22 protein-coding genes, 7 tRNA genes, 3 rRNA genes and 1 pseudogene are annotated in these 25196 nt (G+C 46.8%); 27 read left to right on the forward strand and 6 right to left on the reverse strand.

Annotated features, from left to right (window positions below; all coding sequences use genetic code 11):
* The 7 genes from IEN92_RS03620 to priA all read left to right on the forward strand — a co-directional run bounded on the left by IEN92_RS03620 (position 1) and on the right by priA (position 8436).
* On the forward strand, positions 1-537 hold the full coding sequence (locus IEN92_RS03620; RefSeq protein ID WP_216160697.1) for a F0F1 ATP synthase subunit delta: 537 nt from the start codon (positions 1-3) through the stop codon (positions 535-537).
* A gap of 45 nt (positions 538-582) precedes the next feature.
* Complete coding sequence (gene atpA / locus IEN92_RS03625; protein ID WP_215374619.1) at positions 583-2124, forward strand: F0F1 ATP synthase subunit alpha; 1542 nt, start codon at positions 583-585, stop codon at positions 2122-2124.
* A 17-nt stretch (positions 2125-2141) separates the two neighbouring features.
* Positions 2142-3011 carry a F0F1 ATP synthase subunit gamma gene (gene atpG, locus IEN92_RS03630; protein WP_215374622.1) on the forward strand — a complete coding sequence of 290 codons (870 nt, stop codon included), beginning with the start codon at positions 2142-2144 and terminating at the stop codon, positions 3009-3011.
* Positions 3012-3066: 55 nt separating this feature from the next.
* Positions 3067-4467, forward strand: a complete 1401-nt coding sequence (gene atpD, locus IEN92_RS03635; protein ID WP_071467468.1) for a F0F1 ATP synthase subunit beta — start codon at positions 3067-3069, stop codon at positions 4465-4467.
* A 21-nt stretch (positions 4468-4488) separates the two neighbouring features.
* On the forward strand, positions 4489-4905 hold the full coding sequence (locus IEN92_RS03640) for a F0F1 ATP synthase subunit epsilon (protein ID WP_215374625.1): 417 nt from the start codon (positions 4489-4491) through the stop codon (positions 4903-4905).
* A gap of 9 nt (positions 4906-4914) precedes the next feature.
* Positions 4915-6033: a uroporphyrinogen decarboxylase gene (gene hemE, locus IEN92_RS03645; RefSeq protein ID WP_216162154.1), complete on the forward strand. Its 1119-nt coding sequence runs from the start codon at positions 4915-4917 to the stop codon at positions 6031-6033.
* A 264-nt stretch (positions 6034-6297) separates the two neighbouring features.
* Positions 6298-8436: a primosomal protein N' gene (priA, locus tag IEN92_RS03650; RefSeq protein ID WP_216160700.1), complete on the forward strand. Its 2139-nt coding sequence runs from the start codon at positions 6298-6300 to the stop codon at positions 8434-8436.
* Between the two features lie 3 nt (positions 8437-8439).
* On the opposite strand, the gene gcvH is transcribed toward priA, so the two are convergent.
* From gcvH to IEN92_RS03665, 3 genes are all read right to left on the reverse strand, one after another.
* Entirely contained in the window at positions 8440-8835 is a 396-nt protein-coding gene (gene gcvH, locus IEN92_RS03655; RefSeq protein WP_215376696.1) for a glycine cleavage system protein GcvH, read from the reverse strand.
* A 295-nt stretch (positions 8836-9130) separates the two neighbouring features.
* Positions 9131-10165: a fatty acid desaturase gene (locus IEN92_RS03660; RefSeq protein WP_216162156.1), complete on the reverse strand. Its 1035-nt coding sequence runs from the start codon at positions 10163-10165 to the stop codon at positions 9131-9133.
* A 190-nt stretch (positions 10166-10355) separates the two neighbouring features.
* A tRNA-Arg gene (locus IEN92_RS03665) sits at positions 10356-10431 on the reverse strand.
* Between the two features lie 102 nt (positions 10432-10533).
* On the opposite strand from IEN92_RS03665, the gene IEN92_RS03670 reads away from it, so the two are divergent.
* Complete coding sequence (locus tag IEN92_RS03670) at positions 10534-10764, forward strand: hypothetical protein (protein ID WP_251366755.1); 231 nt, start codon at positions 10534-10536, stop codon at positions 10762-10764.
* A 49-nt stretch (positions 10765-10813) separates the two neighbouring features.
* On the opposite strand, the gene rsmI is transcribed toward IEN92_RS03670, so the two are convergent.
* Positions 10814-11713: a 16S rRNA (cytidine(1402)-2'-O)-methyltransferase gene (gene rsmI / locus IEN92_RS03675; RefSeq protein WP_216160703.1), complete on the reverse strand. Its 900-nt coding sequence runs from the start codon at positions 11711-11713 to the stop codon at positions 10814-10816.
* Between the two features lie 85 nt (positions 11714-11798).
* Here rsmI and IEN92_RS03680 point away from each other — a divergent pair, with 85 nt between their 5' ends.
* From IEN92_RS03680 to IEN92_RS03690, 3 genes are read left to right on the forward strand one after another with little or no spacing between them, the layout of a single operon-like run.
* Entirely contained in the window at positions 11799-12401 is a 603-nt protein-coding gene (locus tag IEN92_RS03680) for a phosphoheptose isomerase (protein ID WP_215374634.1), read from the forward strand.
* A gap of 33 nt (positions 12402-12434) precedes the next feature.
* Positions 12435-13085, forward strand: a complete 651-nt coding sequence (locus IEN92_RS03685) for a BON domain-containing protein (protein WP_216160706.1) — start codon at positions 12435-12437, stop codon at positions 13083-13085.
* A 47-nt stretch (positions 13086-13132) separates the two neighbouring features.
* On the forward strand, positions 13133-13459 hold the full coding sequence (locus IEN92_RS03690) for a c-type cytochrome (RefSeq protein WP_215374639.1): 327 nt from the start codon (positions 13133-13135) through the stop codon (positions 13457-13459).
* 6 nt (positions 13460-13465) lie between these two features.
* Here the strand turns inward: IEN92_RS03690 and IEN92_RS03695 are convergent, their stop codons facing one another.
* Positions 13466-14122, reverse strand: coding sequence for a GNAT family N-acetyltransferase (locus IEN92_RS03695; RefSeq protein WP_216160712.1), 657 nt, complete (start codon positions 14120-14122; stop codon positions 13466-13468).
* Between the two features lie 18 nt (positions 14123-14140).
* On the reverse strand, positions 14141-14389 hold the full coding sequence (locus IEN92_RS03700; RefSeq protein ID WP_216160715.1) for a hypothetical protein: 249 nt from the start codon (positions 14387-14389) through the stop codon (positions 14141-14143).
* A 208-nt stretch (positions 14390-14597) separates the two neighbouring features.
* On the opposite strand from IEN92_RS03700, the gene IEN92_RS03705 reads away from it, so the two are divergent.
* The 16 genes and pseudogenes from IEN92_RS03705 to rplL all read left to right on the forward strand — a co-directional run bounded on the left by IEN92_RS03705 (position 14598) and on the right by rplL (position 25021).
* Positions 14598-16130, forward strand: a 16S ribosomal RNA gene (locus IEN92_RS03705).
* Positions 16131-16189: 59 nt separating this feature from the next.
* Positions 16190-16266: transfer RNA gene (locus IEN92_RS03710), tRNA-Ile, on the forward strand.
* A 30-nt stretch (positions 16267-16296) separates the two neighbouring features.
* Positions 16297-16372, forward strand: a tRNA-Ala gene (locus IEN92_RS03715).
* 268 nt (positions 16373-16640) lie between these two features.
* Positions 16641-19514, forward strand: a 23S ribosomal RNA gene (locus IEN92_RS03720).
* A gap of 105 nt (positions 19515-19619) precedes the next feature.
* A 5S ribosomal RNA gene (rrf, locus tag IEN92_RS03725) occupies positions 19620-19733 on the forward strand.
* Together the 16S, 23S and 5S rRNA genes with 5 tRNA genes alongside form the textbook arrangement of a ribosomal RNA operon.
* Positions 19734-19838: 105 nt before the next feature.
* Positions 19839-19923: transfer RNA gene (locus IEN92_RS03730), tRNA-Tyr, on the forward strand.
* Positions 19924-19928: 5 nt separating this feature from the next.
* Positions 19929-20002, forward strand: a tRNA-Gly gene (locus tag IEN92_RS03735).
* A 21-nt stretch (positions 20003-20023) separates the two neighbouring features.
* Positions 20024-20098 (forward strand) — tRNA-Thr (locus IEN92_RS03740).
* 65 nt (positions 20099-20163) lie between these two features.
* Positions 20164-21354: an elongation factor Tu gene (gene tuf / locus IEN92_RS03745; protein WP_215374647.1), complete on the forward strand. Its 1191-nt coding sequence runs from the start codon at positions 20164-20166 to the stop codon at positions 21352-21354.
* Between the two features lie 24 nt (positions 21355-21378).
* Positions 21379-21454: transfer RNA gene (locus tag IEN92_RS03750), tRNA-Trp, on the forward strand.
* Positions 21455-21474: 20 nt separating this feature from the next.
* On the forward strand, positions 21475-21852 hold the full coding sequence (gene secE / locus IEN92_RS03755; protein WP_215374649.1) for a preprotein translocase subunit SecE: 378 nt from the start codon (positions 21475-21477) through the stop codon (positions 21850-21852).
* A 7-nt stretch (positions 21853-21859) separates the two neighbouring features.
* The gene (gene nusG, locus IEN92_RS03760; RefSeq protein WP_087908791.1) at positions 21860-22432 is read left to right on the forward strand and encodes a transcription termination/antitermination protein NusG; all 573 of its coding nucleotides are present in this window, start codon (positions 21860-21862) and stop codon (positions 22430-22432) included.
* A gap of 163 nt (positions 22433-22595) precedes the next feature.
* The gene (rplK, locus tag IEN92_RS03765; protein ID WP_011901890.1) at positions 22596-23027 is read left to right on the forward strand and encodes a 50S ribosomal protein L11; all 432 of its coding nucleotides are present in this window, start codon (positions 22596-22598) and stop codon (positions 23025-23027) included.
* A gap of 2 nt (positions 23028-23029) precedes the next feature.
* Positions 23030-23731: a 50S ribosomal protein L1 gene (rplA, locus tag IEN92_RS03770; protein ID WP_215374652.1), complete on the forward strand. Its 702-nt coding sequence runs from the start codon at positions 23030-23032 to the stop codon at positions 23729-23731.
* A gap of 237 nt (positions 23732-23968) precedes the next feature.
* Positions 23969-24484 (forward strand): annotated as a pseudogene (rplJ, locus tag IEN92_RS03775) (50S ribosomal protein L10); the annotation flags it as partial.
* A 159-nt stretch (positions 24485-24643) separates the two neighbouring features.
* The gene (gene rplL / locus IEN92_RS03780; RefSeq protein WP_068947688.1) at positions 24644-25021 is read left to right on the forward strand and encodes a 50S ribosomal protein L7/L12; all 378 of its coding nucleotides are present in this window, start codon (positions 24644-24646) and stop codon (positions 25019-25021) included.
* The last annotated feature ends 175 nt before the right edge of the window (positions 25022-25196 follow it).

The following is a 25196-nucleotide window of genomic DNA, read 5'->3' on the forward strand; positions in this document are numbered from 1 at the left end:
ATGGCTGAATTAGCCACAATTGCACGTCCTTACGCCGAAGCGCTGTTTCAAAGCGCCAAGCCATCTGAGCTTGCTGGATGTTTGGAGCAATTAAACGAATTGGCTCAGCTTGCTGCTTTGCCGGAAGTTGCTGCTTTATCAAACAATCCAAAAGTATCTGCTGATGATTTGAGCAAGTTGTTGTCTGGCATGGTGAAGAGCAAACTTGATCCTAAGATTGCAAGCTTTTTGAATCTTGTGAATCAAAATCACCGCTTGGCTGCCGTTCCAGAAATTGCACATCAATTTGAGGCAATGAAGGACAAGAGCGAAGGTGCAGCAGAAGTAATGATTACCAGTGCATTCCCTTTAGAGGGTTCTGCACTTAAAGATTTGTTGTCAAGTTTGAAGAAGCGCTTTGGGGGTAAAGAATTGCGCCCAACTATTCAAGTTGATCCAGCATTGATTGGCGGTGTCCGCATTCAAGTTGGTGATGAAGTAATGGATAGTTCTGTGAAGGCACAGTTAGCTCAAATGCAAGCAAGTCTTGGCGCATAAGTTATCCCTATTAAGAACATACGAAATAAGACCCAGGAGTAAGTAATGCAACTCAACCCTTCCGAGATCAGCGAACTGATCAAAAGCCGAATTAGCGAAATGGGCGTTGACTCCCAAGTTCGCAACGAAGGCACTGTAATTTCAGTGACCGACGGTATTTGCCGCGTACATGGTTTGTCTGGTGTGATGCAGGGCGAAATGTTGGAGTTTCCTAACAACACCATCGGCCTCGCCTTGAACCTTGAGCGCGATTCTGTTGGTGCCGTAGTGTTGGGTGAATACACCCACATTAAAGAAGGCGATCCAGTGAAATGTACTGGCCGCATTTTGGAAGTTCCAGTTGGACCAGAGTTGCTAGGTCGCGTTGTAAATGCATTGGGTCAGCCAATTGATGGCAAAGGCCCAATCAACACCAAGTTAACTGACTTCATTGAAAAAGTCGCTCCTGGCGTTATCGCCCGTCAATCTGTTAGCCAGCCAGTACAAACTGGTTTGAAGGCGATTGATGCGATGGTTCCAATTGGCCGTGGTCAGCGTGAGTTGATCATTGGTGACCGTCAAACTGGTAAGACAGCAGTTGCGGTTGACGCGATCATTAACCAAAAAGGTAAAGGCGTTTATTGCGTTTACGTAGCGATTGGTCAAAAAGCTTCTACGATTGCAAACGTTGTTCGCAAGCTCACAGAATTGGGCGCGATGGATTACACCGTGGTTGTGGCAGCAAGTGCTTCTGAATCTGCAGCGATGCAATATCTTTCTGCATACGCTGGTTGCACCATGGGCGAATACTTCCGCGACCGCGGTGAAGATGCTTTGATTGTTTACGATGACTTGACCAAGCAAGCGGTTGCTTATCGTCAAATCTCCTTGTTGCTCCGCCGCCCACCAGGCCGCGAAGCTTATCCTGGCGACGTGTTCTACCTCCACTCACGCTTGCTCGAGCGCGCTGCTCGCGTAAATGCTGAGTACGTTGAGAAGTTCACCAACGGTGCAGTAAAAGGCAAAACAGGTTCATTGACTGCATTGCCAATTATTGAAACTCAAGCTGGTGACGTTTCTGCATTCGTTCCAACCAACGTGATTTCGATTACTGACGGTCAGATCTTCTTGGAAACTGACTTGTTTAACGCTGGCGTACGTCCTGCGATTAACGCCGGTATTTCTGTTTCCCGCGTTGGTGGTGCTGCACAAACTAAAGTGATTAAGAAATTGTCTGGCGGTATTCGTACCGACTTGGCGCAATATCGTGAATTAGCAGCATTTGCTCAGTTCGCTTCTGATCTTGACGAAGCAACCCGCAAGCAACTTGAGCGTGGTCGCCGTGTTACTGAATTGTGTAAGCAAGCTCAATACAAGCCACTCCAAGTTTGGGAAATGGCTGCTTCACTCTACGCCGTGAATAACGGTTACTTCGATGACCTCGAAGTAAAGAACGTATTGGCCTTCGAAAAAGGTTTGCAAGATCATTTGAAATCTAAGTACGCTGACTTGGTTGGACGTATCGAAGAGACCAAAGACTTGAGCAAAGATGACGAAGCTGCTTTGCGCGCTGCGATTGAGGATTACAAGCGTTCTGCCTCTTTCTAAGAGGGTTCGCATAAATCATGGCAAGCACAAAAGAGATACGATCTAAGATCAAGAGCGTGCAAAATACGCGCAAGATCACGAAGGCAATGGAAATGGTCGCCGCATCCAAGATGCGTCGCGCCCAGGAGCGTATGCGCAACGCGCGTCCATACGCTGAAAAAATTCGTGAGATTGTTGCCAACCTTTCTAAAGCCAATCCTGAGTTCCGCCCTGCATATATGGCAACTCGCGAGGTTAAGAAGGCCGGCACGATTTTGGTAACAACAGACAAAGGCTTATGCGGTGGATTGAATACCAACGTTTTGCGTTTGATTGCTAACCAAGTGCGCGATTTTCAAGAAAAAAATATTGAGGTTGCGTATACCGCAATTGGTTCAAAGGGCTTGCAATTTTTGAATCGCTCAAAAGCGAAGTTGATTTCTCAGACCATTCAAATTGGCGATACACCGCATTTGGATGTTTTGATTGGCGCAATTACCGCCCAGTTAGAGGCGTTTGAGCGCGGTGAAATTGATGCAGTGTATTTGGCATACACCCGCTTTGTAAATGCAATGAAACAAGAGCCGGTTTTAGAAAAGCTGTTGCCTTTGGAGCCAGCCGATCTGACTCCTGAAGATAAATCAGGACCATCTTGGGACTATATTTACGAACCGGACGCAGAGTCTATTTTGAATGGCCTTTTAAAGCGTTATGTGGAAGCAATGATTTATCAAGCGGTTGCTGAAAATATGGCTTCTGAGCAATCTGCGCGCATGGTCTCAATGAAGGCCGCTTCAGATAACGCGAAGAACGTGATCGGTGAATTGCAATTGGATTACAACAAAACACGACAGGCTGCTATTACCAAAGAGTTGTCAGAAATTGTTGGTGGAGCGGCTGCGGTTTAAGCGGTCTGCATATTAGAAATACGAAAGAATTTAGGAATTAAAAGCGGAGAAAGCGATGAGTAACGGAAATATCGTGCAATGTATCGGTCCTGTTGTGGACATTCAGTTCCCACGCGACAAAATGCCAAACATTTATGATGCGTTGACATTAGTTGATAGCGGTGAAAAATCATTTGCTGAAAAAGGTTTGACCTTTGAAGTTCAGCAACAAATTGGTGATGGCGTAGTTCGCGCGATTGCTATGGGCGCAAGCGATGGTCTGCGTCGTGGCATGGAAGTGAAATCTACAGGTAAGCCAATTTCTGTTCCTGTTGGGCCAGCGACTTTGGGCCGCATTATGGACGTTTTGGGTCGCCCAATTGATGATGCAGGTCCGATTGCTACTGAAGAGCGTCGCGCTATTCACCAGCCAGCACCAAAGTTTGATGAGCTTTCACCTTCTGTTGACTTGTTAGAGACCGGTATTAAGGTTATCGACTTAGTTTGCCCGTTTGCTAAAGGCGGTAAGGTTGGCTTGTTCGGTGGTGCGGGTGTTGGTAAGACCGTGAACATGATGGAATTGATTAACAACATCGCTAAGCAACACTCTGGTTTGTCAGTGTTCGCTGGTGTTGGTGAGCGTACTCGTGAAGGTAATGACTTCTACCACGAGATGAAAGAATCTAACGTTATTGACAAAGTAGCAATGGTGTTTGGTCAGATGAACGAGCCTCCTGGCAATCGTTTGCGCGTTGCCTTGACTGGTTTGACAATGGCAGAAGCATTCCGTGACGAAGGTCGTGACATTTTGTTCTTCGTTGACAACATCTACCGCTATACATTGGCTGGTACTGAAGTTTCTGCGTTGCTCGGTCGTATGCCTTCTGCTGTGGGTTACCAGCCTACATTGGCTGAAGAGATGGGTAAATTACAAGAGCGTATTACCTCTACAAAGACCGGTTCCGTTACCTCTATTCAGGCCGTTTACGTTCCTGCAGATGACTTGACCGACCCGTCTCCAGCAACAACCTTCTTGCACTTAGACTCCACAGTTGTGTTGTCACGTGACATCGCTGCATTGGGTATTTACCCAGCAGTTGATCCATTGGATTCAACTAGCCGTCAGCTCGACCCACAAGTGGTTGGTCAAGAGCACTATGAAGTTGCTCGTGATGTGCAGATGACATTGCAACGCTACAAAGAATTGCGCGACATTATTGCGATTTTGGGTATGGATGAACTGTCACCAGAAGACAAATTGGCTGTATCACGTGCTCGTAAGATTCAACGTTTCTTGTCACAGCCTTTCCACGTTGCAGAGGTGTTTACTGGTTCACCAGGTAAATATGTGCCATTAAAAGAAACCATCCGCGGCTTCAAGATGATTTGTAGCGGTGAGTTGGATCACTTGCCTGAGCAAGCGTTCTACATGGTGGGTTCAATTGATGAAGCCATTGAGAAGGCGAAGAAGCTTTAATCGCTTCAATCTAGGGAAATTATGTCAAGCATACATGTCGACGTAGTGAGTGCCGAGCAGTCCATTTTTAGCGGAGAGGCTAAGTTCGTAGCCCTTCCAGGTGAAAGTGGTGAGCTCGGTATTTTGCGTGGCCACACCCCACTCATTACACGTATTCGTCCGGGCTCTGTTCGTATTGAAAAAGCGGATGGCGACGAAGAGTTTGTGTTTGTTGCGGGTGGCTACCTAGAAGTTCAGCCAGATCGCGTTACTGTATTGGCTGACACAGCTATTCGTGGTCATGATCTCGATGAAGCCAAAGCATTAGAAGCAAAGAAACGTGCAGAAGAGGCCATGCAAAATCGTGGCACTGACTTTGATTTGGCCCTGGCCCAATCTGAGTTTGCAATGGCCGCTGCGCAGCTGGCTGCAATTGCCCGTTTCCGTCGTAAAAAGTAAAAACCGGTCATCTCCTTGTTGTTAAATGATCGGTTTTTAAAGGCCTGCCTGGGCGAAGCGGTTGATCAAACACCGCTTTGGCTCATGCGCCAAGCCGGTCGCTATCTCCCTGAATACAACGCCACTCGCGCTAAAGCGGGAAGTTTTTTGGGGCTCGCAAAAAATCCTACATACGCCACTGAAGTAACACTTCAACCTTTGGATCGCTATCCATTGGATGCAGCGATTTTGTTTTCTGATATTTTGACTATCCCAGATGCAATGGGATTGGGCCTCAAATTTACCACTGGAGAAGGACCGAGTTTTGACCGCCCTTTGCGTACAGAGGATGAGGTTAAAAAATTACGCGTTGCTGATATGGGCGAGCTCAAGTATGTATTTGATGCCGTATCAGAAATTCGTAAAGCGCTGATTCAAGATGGTAAGCAACGCGTTCCACTGATTGGCTTCTCTGGGAGCCCATGGACATTGGCGTGTTACATGATTGATGGTTCTAGCTCGGATGATTTTCGTCATGCTAAAACCATGATGTTTAGTCGCCCTGACCTCTTGCAACATATTTTGGATATCAATGCTCAGTCCGTTGCAATGTATTTAACTGAGCAAGTAAAAGCCGGTGCACAAGCGCTCATGATTTTTGATACATGGGGAGGAATGCTTCCAGATGGTTGGTATCAAAAGATGTCTTTAGCTTCTATGCAAAAAGTGATCGCGCTATTGCCGCGTGAATATGAAGGCAGAAAAATTCCTGTGATCATGTTTACCAAAGGCGGTGCGATTTGGTTAAACGATATGGCGCAAGTAGGTGCCGATGTCATTGCAATTGACTGGACGATATCGCTTAGCCGCGCTCGTAAACAATTGCTTGAATTAGGCAAGCCTTTGGCCCTGCAGGGTAACCTGGACCCCCTTATTCTGTTTTCTGAGCCAAAACAGATTGCTCAGCAGGCAAACCTCTTGCTTGAAGATTTGGCCGGCGCTCCAAGCCTAAAGCCAGGCTTGCATCCACTAGATGGACATGTCTTTAATTTGGGGCATGGAATTTCTCAATTTACCCCTCCTGAAAGTGTGACCGCACTAGCTGAAACAGTGATTGAGAGATCGCGAGCACTTAGATCAAAGCAATAATCCCAAGTGTTTGCTAACTTAGTCTGAAATTTTTCATGAAAGTTATGCACAGACAGCTGGGAAATTCAAAATTCATGAGGATTGCGAATAAAGGTAAACATTAACTTTCGAAAAGCACTATAAGTTACTGATTTATATAATAAATATCAAAAAAGCTCAAAAAGAGTGCAGAAATAGATCGCTGTTAAATTGGCTTATAAATCAGAATCATTGGATGATATCCACAGACTTATCCACAAGCAAAATAGAAGATTGAAGTAAAAAATGCCTTCACCGATAGTGGTTCAAGTAGTTGTCGATAAGCCCTTGGCTCAGGGCTTTGATTACTTGTGGGATCCTCAGGCTCTTGGGCTATCCCCAGAGATTGGCCACATTGTCGAGGCACCCTTTGGGCGCTCAACTTTGGTGGGAGTAGTTGTAAAAGTAAGCACTCACTCTGATTTTGAAATCGATAAATTAAAGAGCGTAATTCAGGCAGCGCCACTTCCCCCGTTAGATTCCTCGGCATTGAGGCTAATGGGCTTTGCAAGCCAGTATTACATTCATGGGCTAGGTGAAACCATCATTCCCACTATTCCAAAGATGTGGAAAACACCGGCAGACTGGCAAAAAAATATCGAGAAGCTTGCACCAAGCGAATCCAAAAAAATAAAGAAAAAGAAAAATGAAGAACTTGAGCGTAGCGAAGGATTTATTAGCGAATCCGAATTAAACGAAGCCCAAGAATCTGCATTAAAAACCTTGCGAGCAAATTTGGCTGATGGCGAATTTAAGGCTACCCTACTTCAAGGCCAAACCGGAAGTGGAAAAACAGCAGTATTTTTAAATTGGTTGAGTACTGCGCTCAAAGACGAAGATGCTCAAGCGCTCATCTTAGTGCCAGAAATTAACCTAACGCCTCAATTAGAGCGCAGAGTACGCGCATATTTTCCAGATAAGAAAATGGTTGTACTGCATAGCGGCGTCAGCGAGAAGAAACGGGGTATTGCATGGTTTGAGGCGGTAACCGGCAAAGCAAAAATTATATTGGGCACACGCTTGGCAGCGTTAACACCGATACCAAACCTTCGGGCCATCGTTGTTGACGAAGAGCATGACCCATCCTATAAGCAACAAGATGGAATCCGTTACTCTGCTAGAGATTTGGCAGTCTGGCGCGCGCATGATTTAAAGATTCCAATACTACTGTCTTCGGCAACACCATCGCTTGAAACCTGGATGGCTGCTAAATCGGGGCGCTATCAACATCTTCGCCTGGATCAGCGAGCCCAAGGGGCTAGTTTGCCAAAAGTGCATTTAATTAATATGCGAGACCCACAAAATCAATTTAGCCCTGGAGATCTAGATAAGCCTATAGCCAAAATTTCACTAAGTAAACCGCTAGTGAATGCAATTAATAGAAATCTGCAAGATAAAAAACAAAGCCTCGTATTAATTAACCGCCGAGGCTATGCACCGGTATTGAGTTGTAGCGCTTGCTCTTGGTTATCGAAATGCCAGCAGTGCAGTTCTTATATGGTGATGCATAAGGCTGGAGCTTTAAGCAGAAAGCCACTATTGAGCTGCCATCATTGTGGTCTTGTAAAGCAAATTCCCGGTCATTGCCCCGACTGCGGCAATGCCGATTTAAAGGCGCTCGGACAAGGGACTCAAAAGCTTGAGGATGCTATTGAAGAGGTCTGGCCAAGCGCAAGAGTGCTGAGGGTTGATACAGACTCCAGTCGAAGAGGTAAAGGCGCAGAAGAGCTATTCCAAGAAATTCATGATGGCAATGTGGATATCGTGGTTGGTACCCAAATGATTGCCAAAGGTCACGACTATCAAAACATTGGATTAGTCGCAGTGTTAGATGCAGATAGCCGGCTTTTTTCTCAAGACTTTCGTGCGGCCGAAAGATTATTTGCACAGCTTGTTCAGGTTGCAGGACGGGCTGGCAGAGCAAGTAAAGATGGTGAAGTCAGTGGAGACATTTATATAGAAACGCAGTTCCCCGAATCAGCCGTTTTTCAATATTTATTACGTCATGATGTCGATGGATTTTTATCCCATATTGCTAGTGAGCGGGATGAAGCTAAATTGCCCCCATTCTCATACCAAGGCCTTGTTCATGCAGAAGCAAAGAGCTTAGATAAAGCCATCCAATTTTTAACTAATCTAAAAGGCCGATTAAAAGCTCGAGGCCTTATTGCATCTAGATTGCGAGTTTATGACCCTGTTCCAAAAAGCATGGTGCGAGTTGCTGGAGTAGAGCGCGCTCAACTAGTGGTGGAGTCAGATGATCGTAGGCAATTACAGGACGTACTGGAGGCGATTGATCTTGATTTACGCGATGGCTCGCAGGGGCGAATTAGCAAGGCGGAGCGTATTCGCTGGTTGATTGAGCGAGACCCAATTTCAATTTAACGCTCAGGCTCCTGGCCCAGAGGTGTATTGATCCAAACTCAAGAGTTGATTGAAGTCTGCTGCAAGGCTTTCGTCAGATGCCGGCTTGATTTTAAATAACCATACTGCATACGGTTTTTCATTGACCAACTCTGGTGATACGTCAACTTGCTCGTTAAGCTCAACAATTTCGCCGCTAATGGGCGCATGAATATCGCTGGCAGCTTTTACGGATTCAATCACAGCAATCGCTTCACCTTGCTTTACTTGTTGACCCAACTTAGGCGCTTGAAAGAACATCACATCACCTAGGGCTTCTTGAGCGTGATGACTAATACCAACCCATACCAGGCCATCATCTTCCGGGTCAGCCCACTCATGAGTTTGTGCAAACTTAAATTTGTCTTGAGTATTCACGATGGGTATTTCAATAAGGATTGAAACAAATACCAATACAGTTGAGAGCGCTTATGCGCGCTCGCTGCAAATTAGGCTTTGGCTGAGCCGGTGCGATGTGTGCGATTGTATAAGCAGCTAGCACAAATCCAGCGTTGCTTACGATTGCTCGTTGGAATCCATGTGCCACCTTCAAGTCGTTTTTCCCGACTGCAAGAAGAGCAAAATTTAAGGCTCTGTGAGGTTTCTTGGGTAGGGGCTGGAGTCGAGGTAGTCATGGGCAATCCGGGTAAGGCAAATCTTGTACAGAAGATCTATTTTACCCGTTTTGTCCCACTGGGGCTGGGCTCAGGACAACTCTGACCGATTCAGCCGTTTTATTGCCATCAAAATCGAGCCAAGCCTTATTTTCAAAGTCATAGAGTTTGCACTTGCGAGCAGTATCGAAATACCAGTCCCAAGAGAACTTTTGGACAAAAATACGCTCTGGAAGGATGGTTTCAAGGGTATTTTGGGCTTCTTGGAGGCGATAGAGGGGAACGCTCATATCGACGTGATGGGCAGTATGCTCCATGATGTGGTGCATCAAAGAACCCCAAATCCAGTTAAAAGTCAGGTGCACGGTGGTTGATACAAAAGGCTGGGCGCGTAGCCATTCAGACTTTTTGTCATACCAAGATACTGATGGATGGGTGTGGTGAACGTAGACCACAAATCCAATCATGCCGTTCCAAAACAAGAAGGGCACTGCAAAGCCTGTAATGAGTCCAAGCCAAACTGATTGGCCAGTTGCGATAGCGCCAGCGATAAGGCAGCCAATCCAAACAATCGCGAAGGCAGTAACCAGTAAGTTATCTTTTAAGAAGATCGGACGATCGCCCGGCTTATTTTTGGCATTCGGAAAGTACTCGCGTCTCCACCAAATTTCAATAAGGTAATAGAAAACAGGTCCCCAACCGCTACGATAGAGGCGCTCTAGGGCCTTGCGCCATGCGGGGAGGGCGTCATACTCTGCTTTGGACAAAGGCGCCCAAACAAAGTCAAAACCTTTTAAGTTGGTTTGTCCGTGATGCACCACGTTATGGCCTACATCCCACAGGCTATATGGTGTGAGTGATGGCAGAAATGCAATACGACCTAGAACTTTGTTGAGTTCGCGATTCGGTGTAAAGCTTTGATGGCAAGCATCGTGACCCAAAATAAAGATGCGGCCCGTTACGAAACCAGCAACAAGTCCAAAAATGATTTTTAGCAGCAGGTTTTCAACAAACACGGTTCCTGCAATGCAAGCAAGCCATAAGCAGGCATCAACGATGAGAAGCATGATGGCGCGCCCTGTCTCACCTTGTGCCATCGGAATTAACCAGCTCCGAATAATTTTTCGGTGCGGCAATGGCGCCTCTGGAGGGAGGGGATTAGTCAGGGATGGCTCTGAAAGGGCTGAATTTAGATGTGTAGACACGATAAGAATCAATAAGTTAGAACCAAATGATAGTGGGTTTTGTTTTTCTATGCATGACGTAGGTCAAAAACCCCTATTGTTTTGGTGCGCCCGGCAGGAATCGAACCTGCGACCCTTGGCTTCGGAGGCCAATACTCTATCCACTGAGCTACGGGCGCTCGCGAAAACTGCTTACCCCTCTATTGTAAGTGCCTAAACCCCTACTCTCTAGTTATAATCTGGTCAAAACAACCCTAAAACCCGTCAAAAGATAAATTCCTATGAGCAATGAGCACGGAAATCTAATTAAGTCCCCAAAACAACTAATCATCATGGTGTTTGCCAGCTTTTTTGTGCCCCTGATCATTATTTTGTTGTTAATGGTGTTTGTGAACAACGGTAAACGTGGCGATTCAACAGCTTCTGCAGATGAATTGATTAAGCCAGTTGCGCAGTTAAATGTGCAAGATGCGAGCGCTCCAGCAGATCCTAAAGCTCCGGATGCCAAATAAACACTTTTAGTGTTCAAAAAAAGCTGGCTATATGCCAGCTTTTTTATTCCTAATCTTTAGCTTCTTTCGCATCCAAAGCAATTTGATAAGCCTCTTTTTTGCTAAGACCTAAGACTTGAGATAGTACGGCTGCAATTTCTTTGCTACCTAAGTGGGGACTCAAAGCATTTGCCCACAACATTAGTGACGCTTGCTCTAGAGGCTCATCAGGGCTGGCTTGGCGAGCCGCAACAAGAATGACAAACTCTCCCTTGAGGCTTTCTGCGTTTTCTAACCATGTGGCAATTTCACCCGCCTGAAGCGCAGCAAGCTGTTCAAATTTTTTGGTTAATTCACGACAAATAAACACCTGGCGATCGGCCTCGAGTGCATTTGCAAGTATTAATAGTGTTTCGCGAATGTGATGCGGTGATTCAAAAAAGATACTGGTTTTTTTGCTTGTAGAGATATCCTGCAGCCAAGCATCTCGCTCTTTAGTTTTGTTCGGCCAAAAACCTAAAAATTGAAAGCGCCCTTCTGAGTTCAGCATGACCGAGCCTGATGCAGAGATCGCACAAGAGACTGCGCTTGCGCCCGGAACAGGGATTACCCGAAAACCTGCCTTTTGAACTTCGTGTACTAGACGTGCGCCAGGATCAGATACGCCTGGAGTGCCTGCATCTGAAATATAGGCCCAGCGTTGACCCTTATTCAGAGACTGAATGACGGTTTGGGCGCCCCCTACTTCGTTGTGCTCATGTAAGGCCAAGCATTTTTTATGAATGCCGAATTGCTGTAACAGTGCCGCACTGTGCCTAGTGTCTTCACAGGCAATACCGTCAACCGCATTCAATACATGTAATGCGCGCAAGGTGATATCACCCAAGTTACCAATGGGTGTTGCGACCATGTATAGGGCTCCAGCAGGCAAATCTTGCTGTTTCAAAAAATCAAATGAGCCTATTTCCATGGGGCTATCTTCTGCGTAAGATTCATCATAAGTAAGAGGATACGTTGCTTTAGAAATTACAACTACTTTGGCGCATAATATTGCTATGGATAAAGACACTATTGAGCGTTTACGGCAGCGCGCATCTCAGCATTTTTTAGACAGCATCGCTGTTAAGCAAGAGGCGGAGAAGGTTCTCCCAGAATCAGTTGCTCGCGGAGTTTTAGCAATTGCGGAATGCTTGCGTTCTGGCGGTAAAGTGATGGCGTGCGGCAATGGTGGGTCTGCTGCAGATGCCCAGCATTTTGCTGCTGAGCTGATTGGTCGATTCGAGCGAGAGCGTGAAGAGTTAGCGGCAATTGCGCTGACAACAGACTCATCGATTTTGACGGCAGTTGGAAATGATTACAGCTACGACGACATTTTTAGTAAGCAAGTACGCGGACTTGGAAAAAAAGGCGACATTCTTTTAGGAATTTCAACCTCAGGAAATTCTAAGAATGTAGTTAAGGCAATCGAGGCAGCCAAGAAAATTGGCATCAAGATCATTGCATTTACTGGCAACGGCGGCGGAAAAATTGCCACGCTCTTAGATCAAGATGATGTTCATTTGTGCGTTCCATCTACACGCACTGCACGCATTCAAGAAACCCATTTGGTTTTATTGCATGGTCTGTGCGATGGCGTTGATCACGTCTTATACGACTAAATATTTTTTCAATTCATTTCAGAAAATCTACAAATGCACACACGCTCCTTTCTCAAATTATTTTTTGTAATGACTATTGCAGCCCAATTGTCTGCCTGCGGTGTAATCGCGGTTGGAGGTGTTGCAGCAGGTGCAGCGGTGATGGCTGATCGTCGCAGTCCGGGCGTGCAAGCAATTGATAAAGGTATTGAGTTGGAGGCGAACAGTGCTTTAAGTAAACGTTTTGGAGATAACGCCCATATCAATGTTGCCTCATTTAATCAAAAAGTATTGCTTACTGGTGAAGCGAAAGATGCTGACATCAAGAATGAGGCCGGCGCTTATGTGAAGGCAATGAAGAATGTGCGCTCTGTCTATAACGAATTAGTCGTTGGCCCTAATAGCAGCTACTCAGCACGCGCTAACGACTCTTACTTGGAGTCCAAGATCAAGACACAAATGATCTTCACAGAAAAATTACCATCAAATTCAATGGACATTGTTGCTGAGGGTAGTAGTGTTTATTTGTTGGGTATCTTGACTCAGAGTGAGGCGGACTTAGCAAAGAAAGTTGCCAGTAATGCGAGCGGTGTAAAAGATGTTTACGTCTACTTTGACATCATTTCAGAAGCTGAAAAAGTCCGTCTAGAAAAACAAGGCAAGGCAGATCAATCACAACCTGATAACCCGCCTAAATACCAATAATTTTTTTCTGAAAAGAATTGATGTACACGTGGAGTAAATGTATTCGTATGCTGCTTTCATGCGCTGCATTCGTGCTGTTTTTGCAAAAAGCATACGCAAGCAATGAAGATCAAAAAGCATATGCTGTTGCCAAACAAAATGCCTGCTTAGGCTGTCATGCAGTCAACAAAAAAATTGTTGGGCCTAGCTTTGAATCAGTCGCACAAAAATATCAAAGTCATTCGAATGCACAAGCATTTTTGAAAAATAAAATTGCTAAGGGCGGTGCTGGTTCGTGGGGTGTGGTGCCCATGCCCGCGAATGCGAAATTAAGTGATGCTGATCTATCGCTATTGACGGGCTGGATACTGCGGGGCGCTCCAGCTAGTAACTAAAAGTAACTAGGGTGCAAGCCCTGGTCGACCCAAGAACCACCACCAGGCTTGATTTGAGCGCTTGAGGTTTGCTTTCCATGCGTAATCTAGGTCTGCCCACTGTTCATTTGCAGCTTCTTGAACAATGGTTGCAGGGCTTGCTGGAGGCAATTTTAGATAGGCATCTGCATCGCCGTAAGCATATTCAACGGCCATTCCAGCTTTTTGTGCCAAATGCATCATTGCTTTGTTGTTTGACAGGCAATGAACATAAAGGATTTCAACGCGCGTATTGCGTGAATGAACCGCTGAGCGTTGTAGGAGTGCAGTGCCAAGGCCTTGTGCTCGCCCTTCTGGCAAAACAGAGACACCAAATTCCGCAGATCGGGTTTTGCCTTTAACCTGAGGCAGATACGCCAGGTGCGCCATACCAATGAGCTTTAAATTCAAATCAAAGATGCCAAAAATAGCATCTTTGTTGAAATTTAGACCCGCTACATAGCTGCGAATCACTTCATCTGGTGTTTGGGTGCCGAAGCGTAAGCGACGATCTTCGTCGTCAAGCTGTAGAAAGTGCTGCAGAATTTCTTCCCTATGTCCTGCATGGAGTTCACGCACAGGAACAGCTTGCCCAGCCAAATAGGGCTTAAGGGGTAAGTGCTTGCTCGCTAATTTAGTGTGCATAGCAACATTTTAGCAGAATTAATGAAAAATTTCAGGGTTTTCCCTAGGGTGTGGCTTATATGCAAATACAGCATCGAAAATGCGGTTTTGGGTTTTTCTCCCTCGCAAAAAATCTTCCAAAAACTCAAATTTTTTTAAAAAGAGCCAAATTTTTTTAAAATTTATCCCATTGATTTCATTGCATTTATTTTCAATGTCAGAAAAAACTTCCGCTTTTTTAGGAAAAAGAGTGCGAAAGGTGTTGACAACCCTATTCGGGTATGTCATAGTCTCGCTTCTTCGCTGAATGTTTTTGAAAAACGATTCAGCCCTCTTTAAAAATTAGTCAACCGATAATTGTGGGTACTAGGCGAAAGCATCCAGTCCTTCGGGACAGATGTAAACAAATAGTACTCATAGACAGTAAAAAGATTTGGTTTTATTACCAAGTCAATTTCTTGAATGAGTGCGACGATCCGCAAGGATCACAGGAATTGAACTGAAGAGTTTGATCCTGGCTCAGATTGAACGCTGGCGGCATGCCTTACACATGCAAGTCGAACGGCAGCACGGGTGCTTGCACCTGGTGGCGAGTGGCGAACGGGTGAGTAATACATCGGAACGTACCTTATCGTGGGGGATAACGCAGCGAAAGCTGTGCTAATACCGCATACGCCCTGAGGGGGAAAGCGGGGGATCGAAAGACCTCGCGCGATTAGAGCGGCCGATGCCTGATTAGCTTGTTGGTGGGGTAAAAGCCCACCAAGGCGACGATCAGTAGCTGGTCTGAGAGGACGATCAGCCACACTGGGACTGAGACACGGCCCAGACTCCTACGGGAGGCAGCAGTGGGGAATTTTGGACAATGGGGGCAACCCTGATCCAGCAATGCCGCGTGAGTGAAGAAGGCCTTCGGGTTGTAAAGCTCTTTTGTCAGGGAAGAAACACCGGCTCTAACACAGTCCGGGAATGACGGTACCTGAAGAATAAGCACCGGCTAACTACGTGCCAGCAGCCGCGGTAATACGTAGGGTGCGAGCGTTAATCGGAATTACTGGGCGTAAAGCGTGCGCAGGCGGTTATACAAGACAGGCGTGAAATCCCCGGGCTTAACCTGGGAATGGCGCCTGTGACTGTATAGCTAGAGTGTGTCAGAGGGGGGTAGAATTCCACGTGTAGCAGTGAAATGCGTAGATATGTGGAGGAATACCAATGGCGAAGGCAGCCCCCTGGGATAACACTGACGCTCATGCACGAAAGCGTGGGGAGCAAACAGGATTAGATACCCTGGTAGTCCACGCCCTAAACGATGCTGACTAGTTGTTCGGGATTTACATCCTGAGTAACGTAGCTAACGCGTGAAGTCAGCCGCCTGGGGAGTACGGTCGCAAGATTAAAACTCAAAGGAATTGACGGGGACCCGCACAAGCGGTGGATGATGTGGATTAATTCGATGCAACGCGAAAAACCTTACCTACCCTTGACATGTCACTAACGAAGTAGAGATACATTAGGTGCTCGTAAGAGAAAGTGAACACAGGTGCTGCATGGCTGTCGTCAGCTCGTGTCGTGAGATGTTGGGTTAAGTCCCGCAACGAGCGCAACCCTTGTCTTTAGTTGCTACGCAAGAGCACTCTAAAGAGACTGCCGGTGACAAACCGGAGGAAGGTGGGGATGACGTCAAGTCCTCATGGCCCTTATGGGTAGGGCTTCACACGTCATACAATGGTGCATACAGAGGGTTGCCAACCCGCGAGGGGGAGCTAATCTCAGAAAATGCATCGTAGTCCGGATCGTAGTCTGCAACTCGACTACGTGAAGCTGGAATCGCTAGTAATCGCGGATCAGAATGTCGCGGTGAATACGTTCCCGGGTCTTGTACACACCGCCCGTCATACCATGGGAGTGGGTTTTGCCAGAAGCCGTTAGCCTAACCGCAAGGAGGGCGACTGCCACGGCAGGGTTCATGACTGGGGTAAAGTCGTAACAAGGTAGCCGTATCGGAAGGTGCGGCTGGATCACCTCCTTTCTAGAGAAAAGATGCTGGAGCTATAGTGCCCACACTTATCGGTTGACAATAAAAGCCACGGGTCTGTAGCTCAGCTGGTTAGAGCACTGTGTTGATAACGCAGGGGTCGTAGGTTCAAGTCCTACCAGACCCACCAATCAGCAGTGATATGGACTTAGTGGACGTTGGGGGATTAGCTCAGCTGGGAGAGCACCTGCTTTGCAAGCAGGGGGTCGTCGGTTCGATCCCGTCATCCTCCACCAACATCTAAATGTCAAAACTAAGCGATTTAACGATTGTTTAGTTTTGCCATTTATGGCTGTTCTTTAAAAATTTGAGTAAGCAAAGTGTCAAATGTTTCTTTGAGAGGACATTTGACAATGTAATAAGGGTAAAGATTGAATCATCAATCAGTAATATCAAACGAGTTTTACAAAGTTCTTAACAAGTACTTACAGTTTGGATTACGGCAAACATGTCAGAAGTAGAAGTAAAACCTGTAACAGGTACTAGCAATGGTGCTCGTTATAGGATCAAGTGAATAAGTGCACATGATGGATGCCTTGGCGATTACAGGCGACGAAAGACGTTATAACCTGCGATAAGCCCCGGGGAGCTGGTAAATAAGCTTTGATCCGGGGATTTCTGAATGGGGAAACCCACCACTTTTGTGGTATCCATACCTGAATACATAGGGTATGAGAAGCGAACCTTGTGAACTGAAACATCTAAGTAGCAAGAGGAAAAGACATCAACCGAGATTCCCAAAGTAGTGGCGAGCGAAATGGGAAGAGCCTTCTAGTGATAGCTCAGTAATTAACAGAATGGAATGGAAAGTCCAACAATAAAGGGTGATAGTCCCGTATGTGAAAATTATTGAGTGGTACTAGGCTAGAGACAAGTAGGGCGGGACACGAGAAATCCTGTCTGAATATGGGGGGACCATCCTCCAAGGCTAAATACTCGTAATCGACCGATAGTGAACAAGTACCGTGAGGGAAAGGCGAAAAGAACCCCGGGAGGGGAGTGAAATAGATCCTGAAATTGTGTGCATACAAACAGTAGGAGCCTCGTAAGGGGTGACTGCGTACCTTTTGTATAATGGGTCAGCGACTTACATTCAGTAGCAAGCTTAACCGAATAGGGAAGGCGTAGCGAAAGCGAGTCCGAATAGGGCGCTAGTTGCTGGGTGTAGACCCGAAACCAGTTGATCTATCCATGGCCAGGTTGAAGGTGCGGTAACACGTACTGGAGGACCGAACCCACTAACGTTGAAAAGTTAGGGGATGAGCTGTGGATAGGGGTGAAAGGCTAAACAAAACTGGAAATAGCTGGTTCTCTCCGAAAACTATTTAGGTAGTGCCTCGTGTATCACTGTAGGGGGTAGAGCACTGTCATGGTAGTGGGGTCCATTGCGGATTACTGCGCCATAGCAAACTCCGAATACCTACAAGTGCAAGCACGGGAGACAGACATCGGGTGCTAACGTCCGGTGTCAAGAGGGAAACAACCCAGACCGCCAGCTAAGGTCCCTAATATATGCTAAGTGGGAAACGAAGTGGGAAGGCTAAAACAGTCAGGAGGTTGGCTTAGAAGCAGCCATCCTTTAAAGAAAGCGTAATAGCTCACTGATCGAGTCGTCCTGCGCGGAAGATGTAACGGGGCTAAGCATATAACCGAAGCTGCGGATCACAGTAATGTGATGGTAGGAGAGCGTTCTGTAAGCCTGTGAAGGTGTCTTGTAAAGGATGCTGGAGGTATCAGAAGTGCGAATGCTGACATGAGTAGCGATAAAGGGGGTGAAAAGCCCCCTCGCCGTAAGCCCAAGGTTTCCTGTTCAACGTTCATCGGAACAGGGTGAGTCGGCCCCTAAGGCGAGGCAGAGATGCGTAGCTGATGGGAACAAGGTTAATATTCCTTGACCATTGTTAGATGCGATGGGGGGACGGATCGCGGAAAGTTGTCCGGGTGTTGGAAGTCCCGGTTCTTGCGTTGGAGATGGCTATTAGGTAAATCCGGTAGCGTAATTCAAGGGCGTGAGACGAGCGAATTTATTCGCGAAGCAATTGGAAGTGGTTCCAAGAAAAGCCTCTAAGCTTCAGTCTAACAAGACCGTACCGCAAACCGACACAGGTGGGCGAGATGAGTATTCTAAGGCGCTTGAGAGAACTCAGGAGAAGGAACTCGGCAAATTTGCACCGTAACTTCGGGATAAGGTGCGCCCTTGTAGTTTGACCGTGAACAACGGAAGGACGAAAGGGTTGCAATAAAAAGGTGGCTGCGACTGTTTAATAAAAACACAGCACTCTGCAAACACGAAAGTGGACGTATAGGGTGTGACGCCTGCCCGGTGCTGGAAGATTAAATGATGGGGTGCAAGCTCTTGATTGAAGTCCCAGTAAACGGCGGCCGTAACTATAACGGTCCTAAGGTAGCGAAATTCCTTGTCGGGTAAGTTCCGACCTGCACGAATGGCGTAACGATGGCCACACTGTCTCCTCCTGAGACTCAGCGAAGTTGAAATGTTTGTGATGATGCAATCTACCCGTGGCTAGACGGAAAGACCCCATGAACCTTTACTGTAGCTTTGCATTGGACTTTGAATCGGTCTGTGTAGGATAGGTGGGAGGCGTTGATAACAGGATGCTAGTTCTGTTGGAGCCAACCTTGAAATACCACCCTGATTTATTTGAGGTTCTAACCTTGGCCCGTTATCCGGGTCGGGAACAGTGCATGGTAGGCAGTTTGACTGGGGCGGTCTCCTCCCAAAGTGTAACGGAGGAGTACGAAGGTACGCTTGGTACGGTCGGACATCGTACCTAAAGTGCAATGGCAAAAGCGTGCTTAACTGCGAGACCGACAAGTCGAGCAGGTGCGAAAGCAGGTCATAGTGATCCGGTGGTTCTGTATGGAAGGGCCATCGCTCAACGGATAAAAGGTACTCTGGGGATAACAGGCTGATACCGCCCAAGAGTTCATATCGACGGCGGTGTTTGGCACCTCGATGTCGGCTCATCTCATCCTGGGGCTGTAGCCGGTCCCAAGGGTATGGCTGTTCGCCATTTAAAGAGGTACGTGAGCTGGGTTTAAAACGTCGTGAGACAGTTTGGTCCCTATCTGCCATGGGCGTTGGAGATTTGACGGGGGCTGCTCCTAGTACGAGAGGACCGGAGTGGACATTCCGCTGGTGTACCTGTTGTTTCGCCAGAAGCATCGCAGGGTAGCTATGAATGGAAGAGATAACCGCTGAAAGCATCTAAGCGGGAAACTTGCCTGAAGATGAGATCTCCCGTAGGTTTAACCTACATAAAGGGTCGTTGAAGACCACAACGTTGATAGGTCGGGTGTGGAAGTGCAGTAATGCATTAAGCTAACCGATACTAATTGCCCGTTAGGCTTGATCCTATAACCAGCACTATTGTGTTGGATGTTTGCCAGATTTAATCTGCATCCTTATTACATGCTTACTCAAATGGAGTTGTTGATTTATCAGCAACTCAACCCTCTACGCCCGGTGACCATAGCGAATTGGAACCACTCCTTCCCATCCCGAACAGGACAGTGAAACGATTCTACGCCGATGATAGTGCGGATTACCCGTGTGAAAGTAGGTAACTGCCGGGCACCAATGCGACGCCCAGACCCTTTTAGGTCTGGGCGTTTTTACTTGTGCAAAGCGTTTTGAGAGATTGACAGAAACTCCGTTTGGAGTCAGAATATTGGGTTCGCGGAGGGGTGTCCGAGCGGCTAAAGGAGGCAGACTGTAAATCTGTTGGCTATGCCTACGTAGGTTCGAATCCTACCCCCTCCACCAGATGTGCGGGATTAGTTTAATGGTAAAACAGCAGATTTCCAATCTTCGGTCAAGAGTTCGATTCTCTTATCCCGCTCCAGAATTTGTAGCAAAAAGATTGGCCCATGTGGCTCAGTGGTAGAGCACTCCCTTGGTAAGGGAGAGGTCGGCAGTTCGATCCTGCCCATGGGCACCAGGTTCAAGTTTGATTAATTGTGTATTTCGAGTTTTGGTTTAAGAGTTAACTAAAGGCAGACAAAAATGGCAAAAGAAAAGTTCGAGCGGACAAAACCGCACGTAAACGTAGGCACCATCGGTCACGTTGACCACGGTAAAACGACTTTGACAGCAGCAATCGCAACCGTGCTCTCAAAAGCATTTGGTGGCGAAGCTAAAGCATACGATCAGATCGATGCTGCTCCAGAAGAAAAAGCCCGCGGTATTACGATTAATACAGCGCACGTTGAGTATGAGACAGCGAATCGTCACTACGCTCACGTAGATTGCCCAGGACATGCTGACTACGTTAAGAACATGATTACTGGTGCTGCGCAGATGGACGGTGCAATTTTAGTTTGCTCTGCTGCTGACGGCCCAATGCCACAAACGCGTGAGCACATCCTCTTGGCACGCCAAGTTGGTGTTCCTTACATCATCGTATTTTTGAACAAGTGCGATATGGTGGATGATGCTGAGTTGTTAGAACTCGTAGAAATGGAAGTTCGTGAACTTCTGTCTAAATACGACTTCCCAGGCGATGACACACCAATCGTGCAAGGTTCTGCTAAGTTAGCCCTTGAAGGCGACGAAGGTCCATTGGGTAAAGAAGCCATCATGAAGTTGGCTGAAGCATTGGACTCTTACATCCCAACTCCAGAGCGTGCTATTGATGGCGCGTTCTTGATGCCAGTAGAAGACGTGTTCTCTATCTCCGGTCGCGGTACTGTAGTGACTGGTCGTATTGAGCGCGGTATCGTTAAAGTAGGCGAAGAGATCGAAATCATCGGTATCAAGCCAACACTCAAGACTACTTGTACTGGTGTTGAAATGTTCCGCAAATTGCTCGACCAAGGTCAAGCAGGCGATAACGTTGGTATCTTATTGCGCGGTACAAAACGTGAAGAAGTTGAGCGTGGCCAAGTATTGGCTAAGCCAGGTTCAATCACTCCACATACTCACTTTACAGCCGAGGTTTATATCTTGGGTAAAGACGAAGGTGGTCGTCATACTCCGTTCTTTAACAACTATCGTCCCCAGTTCTACTTCCGTACAACGGACGTAACTGGTTCAATCGAGTTGCCAAAAGACAAAGAGATGGTGATGCCTGGTGATAACGTCACCATTACCGTCAAACTCATCGCGCCAATCGCGATGGAAGAAGGTTTACGTTTTGCGATCCGTGAAGGTGGCCGTACTGTTGGCGCCGGCGTGGTTGCAAAGATTTTGGCTTAAGTAGTAAGTAATACGTTTTTATAAAGGGGTGTAGCTCAATTGGCAGAGCGTTGGTCTCCAAAACCAAAGGTTGGGGGTTCGATGCCCTCCGCCCCTGCCACGATTTGAACTGAAAGTGATATGTCTCAACAAACTGTAGGTCACTCTGAAGAAAAGAGCAGTTGGGTCTCCGGACTCGCTGCTTTAATTGTCGTTGCTGCGTTAGTGCTTTACTACACGCTCATCGATCAATCTTTATTAGTGCGCCTGGGCGTTTTGTTTGGTGGCATTGCAGCTGCAGTTTTGATTGTGGCGATTTCACCGGATGGGCGTCGTTTTATCGCCTACGCAAAAGATTCTTGGTACGAAGTAAAAAAGGTTGTTTGGCCGACTCGTAAAGAGACCACCCAAATGACTCTAGTCGTATTTGGCTTTGTCCTGATCATGTCCCTGTTTTTATGGATTGCAGACAAATTGATTGAATGGCTAGTTTTTTCAGTCTTCTTAGGCTGGAAGTGAGTAAAAAATGATTGATTCTGAAGTAGCCGCAAATCCACAAGCTACCGGCAATATGCGCTGGTACGTTATTCACGCTTACTCCGGCATGGAAAAGAGCGTCAAAAAAGGTCTTGAAGAGCGTATTGCACGTTCTGGCATGCCTGAGAAATTTGGCCGTATTTTGGTCCCTTCCGAAGAGGTTGTGGAGATCAAATCCGGTACAAAATCAGTGACTGAGCGCCGTTTCTTCCCAGGATATGTCCTGATTGAGATGGAAATGACCGATGAAAGCTGGCATTTAGTGAAAAACACGCCAAAAGTAACCGGTTTCGTAGGTGGTGTACGTAACCGCCCAAGCCCGATTTCTACTGCTGAAGTCACCAAAATCATGGATCAAATGCAGGCTGGGGTTGATAAACCGAAGCCTAAGACCCTGTTTGAGGTGGGTGAGATGGTTCGCGTTAAAGAAGGTCCGTTTACTGATTTCAATGGAAACGTTGAAGAAGTGAATTATGAGAAGTCAAGATTACGCGTTTCTGTTACAATATTTGGCCGCGGTACCCCAGTTGAGCTGGAGTTCGGCCAAGTAGAAAAGATGTAAAAACAAGGACTTAGTCCGGTTTTGCAGTGCGGTAGTTTGTATTAAGTGGTTATTTAGTTTTTGTAATTAACCGAGGAGCGGAGCTAGAAAGCCAAAAACTAGCGAAGCGTTTACTCAACGGCGGTCTTTCCTAATGAGGTAAGGCGCGCTTTAAGGAGCACACATGGCAAAGAAGATTATTGGCTTTATTAAGCTGCAGATCCCTGCAGGTAAAGCAAATCCATCACCACCCGTAGGTCCAGCATTGGGTCAACGCGGTCTGAACATTATGGAATTCTGTAAGGCGTTTAATGCTCAAACTCAGAGCATGGAACCTGGCCTGCCAATTCCAGTCGTGATTACAGCGTTCGCTGATAAGAGCTTCACATTCATCATGAAGACTCCCCCAGCAACCATCATGATTAAGAAGGCTGCGAAGATCGAAAAAGGATCACCACGTCCTCATACCGATAAGGTAGGAAAAATTACTCGTGCTCAAGCAGAAGAAATCGCTAAAGCAAAAATGCCAGATTTGACAGCAGCCGATATGGACGCAGCTGTTAGAACAATCGCTGGTAGCGCCCGTTCCATGGGCATCACTGTGGAAGGTCTCTAATCATGACTAAGTTATCTAAACGCGTTAAAGCAATTCAATCTAAAGTTGATCGCAACAAGTTCTACCCATTAGAAGATGCATTGAACCTCGTTAAAGAGTGTGCAACTGCAAAGTTTGATGAGTCTATCGACGTTGCTGTTCAATTGGGTATTGATGCTAAGAAATCTGACCAAGTTGTGCGTGGCGCAGTAGTGCTCCCAGCTGGTACAGGTAAGCATGTTCGTGTGGCTGTTTTTGCCCAAGGCGAGAAGGCTGAACAAGCCAAAGCTGCTGGCGCAGAAATCGTTGGCATGGAAGATCTTGCTGAACAAATTAAAGGCGGCAAAATTGATTTCGATATTTTGATCGCATCACCAGACACAATGAAAATTGTTGGTACCTTAGGTCAAGTATTGGGCCCACGTGGTTTGATGCCAAATCCAAAGGTTGGAACAGTTACACCTGACGTTGCTACTGCAGTGAAGAACGCAAAAGCTGGTCAAGTGCAGTTCCGTGTGGACAAAGCCGGTATCGTGCACGCAAGCATTGGCCGTCGTTCATTCGAGCCAGCTGCATTGAAATCTAACTTGCTCGCATTGCTTGAGGCTTTGAATAAAGCAAAACCTCCTGCATCTAAGGGTATTTATTTAAAGAAGGTTGCCGTAAGCAGCACCATGGGTGCAGGCGTGCGCGTTGACCAAGCATCGTTACAGGCAGCTCAATAAGTAGCTTGTAACAAAAAAGAACTTTGGGTCGACTCCTGCTCTTTGAGTGAGAGTCGAACATCAAAGACCGTTGGTGAATTAGTTGCTTATACAGAGTTAATTCTTAATCGTTACGAAAGTAATAGCCAGCGCAGATGGCGACCCTGAAAAGATTTTCACAAGAATCTTTGTGAACAAATGATCAGACGCTGGTGTGTAACCCCAACTGGAAACAGTTGGTTTTTATGGAGTTAAACCGTGCCTTTGAATGTACAAGACAAAAAAGCGATTGTTGCTGATGTCGGCGCTCAATTGGCTGGAGCTCAAACTGTCGTGCTCGCTGAATACCGTGGTATTCCAGTAGAGCAGTTGACAAAGCTACGTGCTAGCGCACGTGACCAAGGTGTCTATCTTCGCGTTTTGAAGAACACATTGGCACGCCGTGCTGCACAAGGCACACAGTTTGAACCTCTTGCTGATTCGATGGTTGGCCCCTTGATTTACGGCATCTCTGCTGATCCGATTGCTTCGGCAAAAGTATTGCAGGGCTTTGCTAAGACTCAAGATTTGCTAGTCATTAAAGCTGGCTTATATAACGGCAAGTTGTTAGACGTTGCAGGCGTAAAAGCCCTCGCAACAATTCCAAGCCGCGACGAGTTGTTATCTCAGTTGTTAGGTGTGATGTTGGCACCTGTTTCTGCGATGGCTCGCGTATTGGGCGCAGTAGCAGCACAAAAGGCAGCTGGAGCACCTGCTCCGGTAGCAGCACCTGCAGTAGAAGCAGCAGCCCCAGCAGAAGTCGTTGCTGAAGCCGCTGCTCCAGAAGCAGCCGCTGAGCCTGCAGCCGCAGCCCCAGAAACTGGAACAGAAGCAAAAGAAACCCCTGCCGCTGAATAAGCGACAGATTAACTATTTAAGTATTAGGAGCTAAAAATGGCGATTACTAAAGAAGAAATCATTGAAGCAGTAGGTAGCATGTCCGTTATGGATTTGAACGACTTGGTTAAAGCGTTCGAAGAGAAGTTTGGCGTATCAGCCGCAGCGATGGCTGTTGCTGGTCCTGCCGGTGCAGGCGGTGGCGGTGCTGCTGCAGAAGAGCAAACAGAATTCACTGTGAACTTGCTTGAAGCTGGCGCAAACAAGGTTTCAGTAATTAAGGCAGTTCGCGAAATTACTGGTCTTGGCTTGAAAGAAGCTAAGGACTTGGTTGACGGTGCACCGAAGCCAATCAAAGAAGGCGTTGACAAGAAAACTGCTGAAGAAGCTAAGAAGAAGCTTGAAGAAGCTGGCGCTAAAGCAGAACTCAAGTAATACAAACTCCGCTAGCGCTTCTCAAAAAGGAGCGTTAGCTATGTTGGGTTTGACCATTAGTGGTCAAACCCGATTTCATTTCTGATTGAAATCGGGTTTGCCTTCTGATACGACTGCAGAATGCAAGTTTGGTCGGGCACTAGATCCATGCGATTTAGTGTTGTCCGCCAGTGAT

This window comes from Polynucleobacter sp. MWH-Creno-3A4 (assembly GCF_018881885.1).
GTDB lineage: Bacteria > Pseudomonadota > Gammaproteobacteria > Burkholderiales > Burkholderiaceae > Polynucleobacter.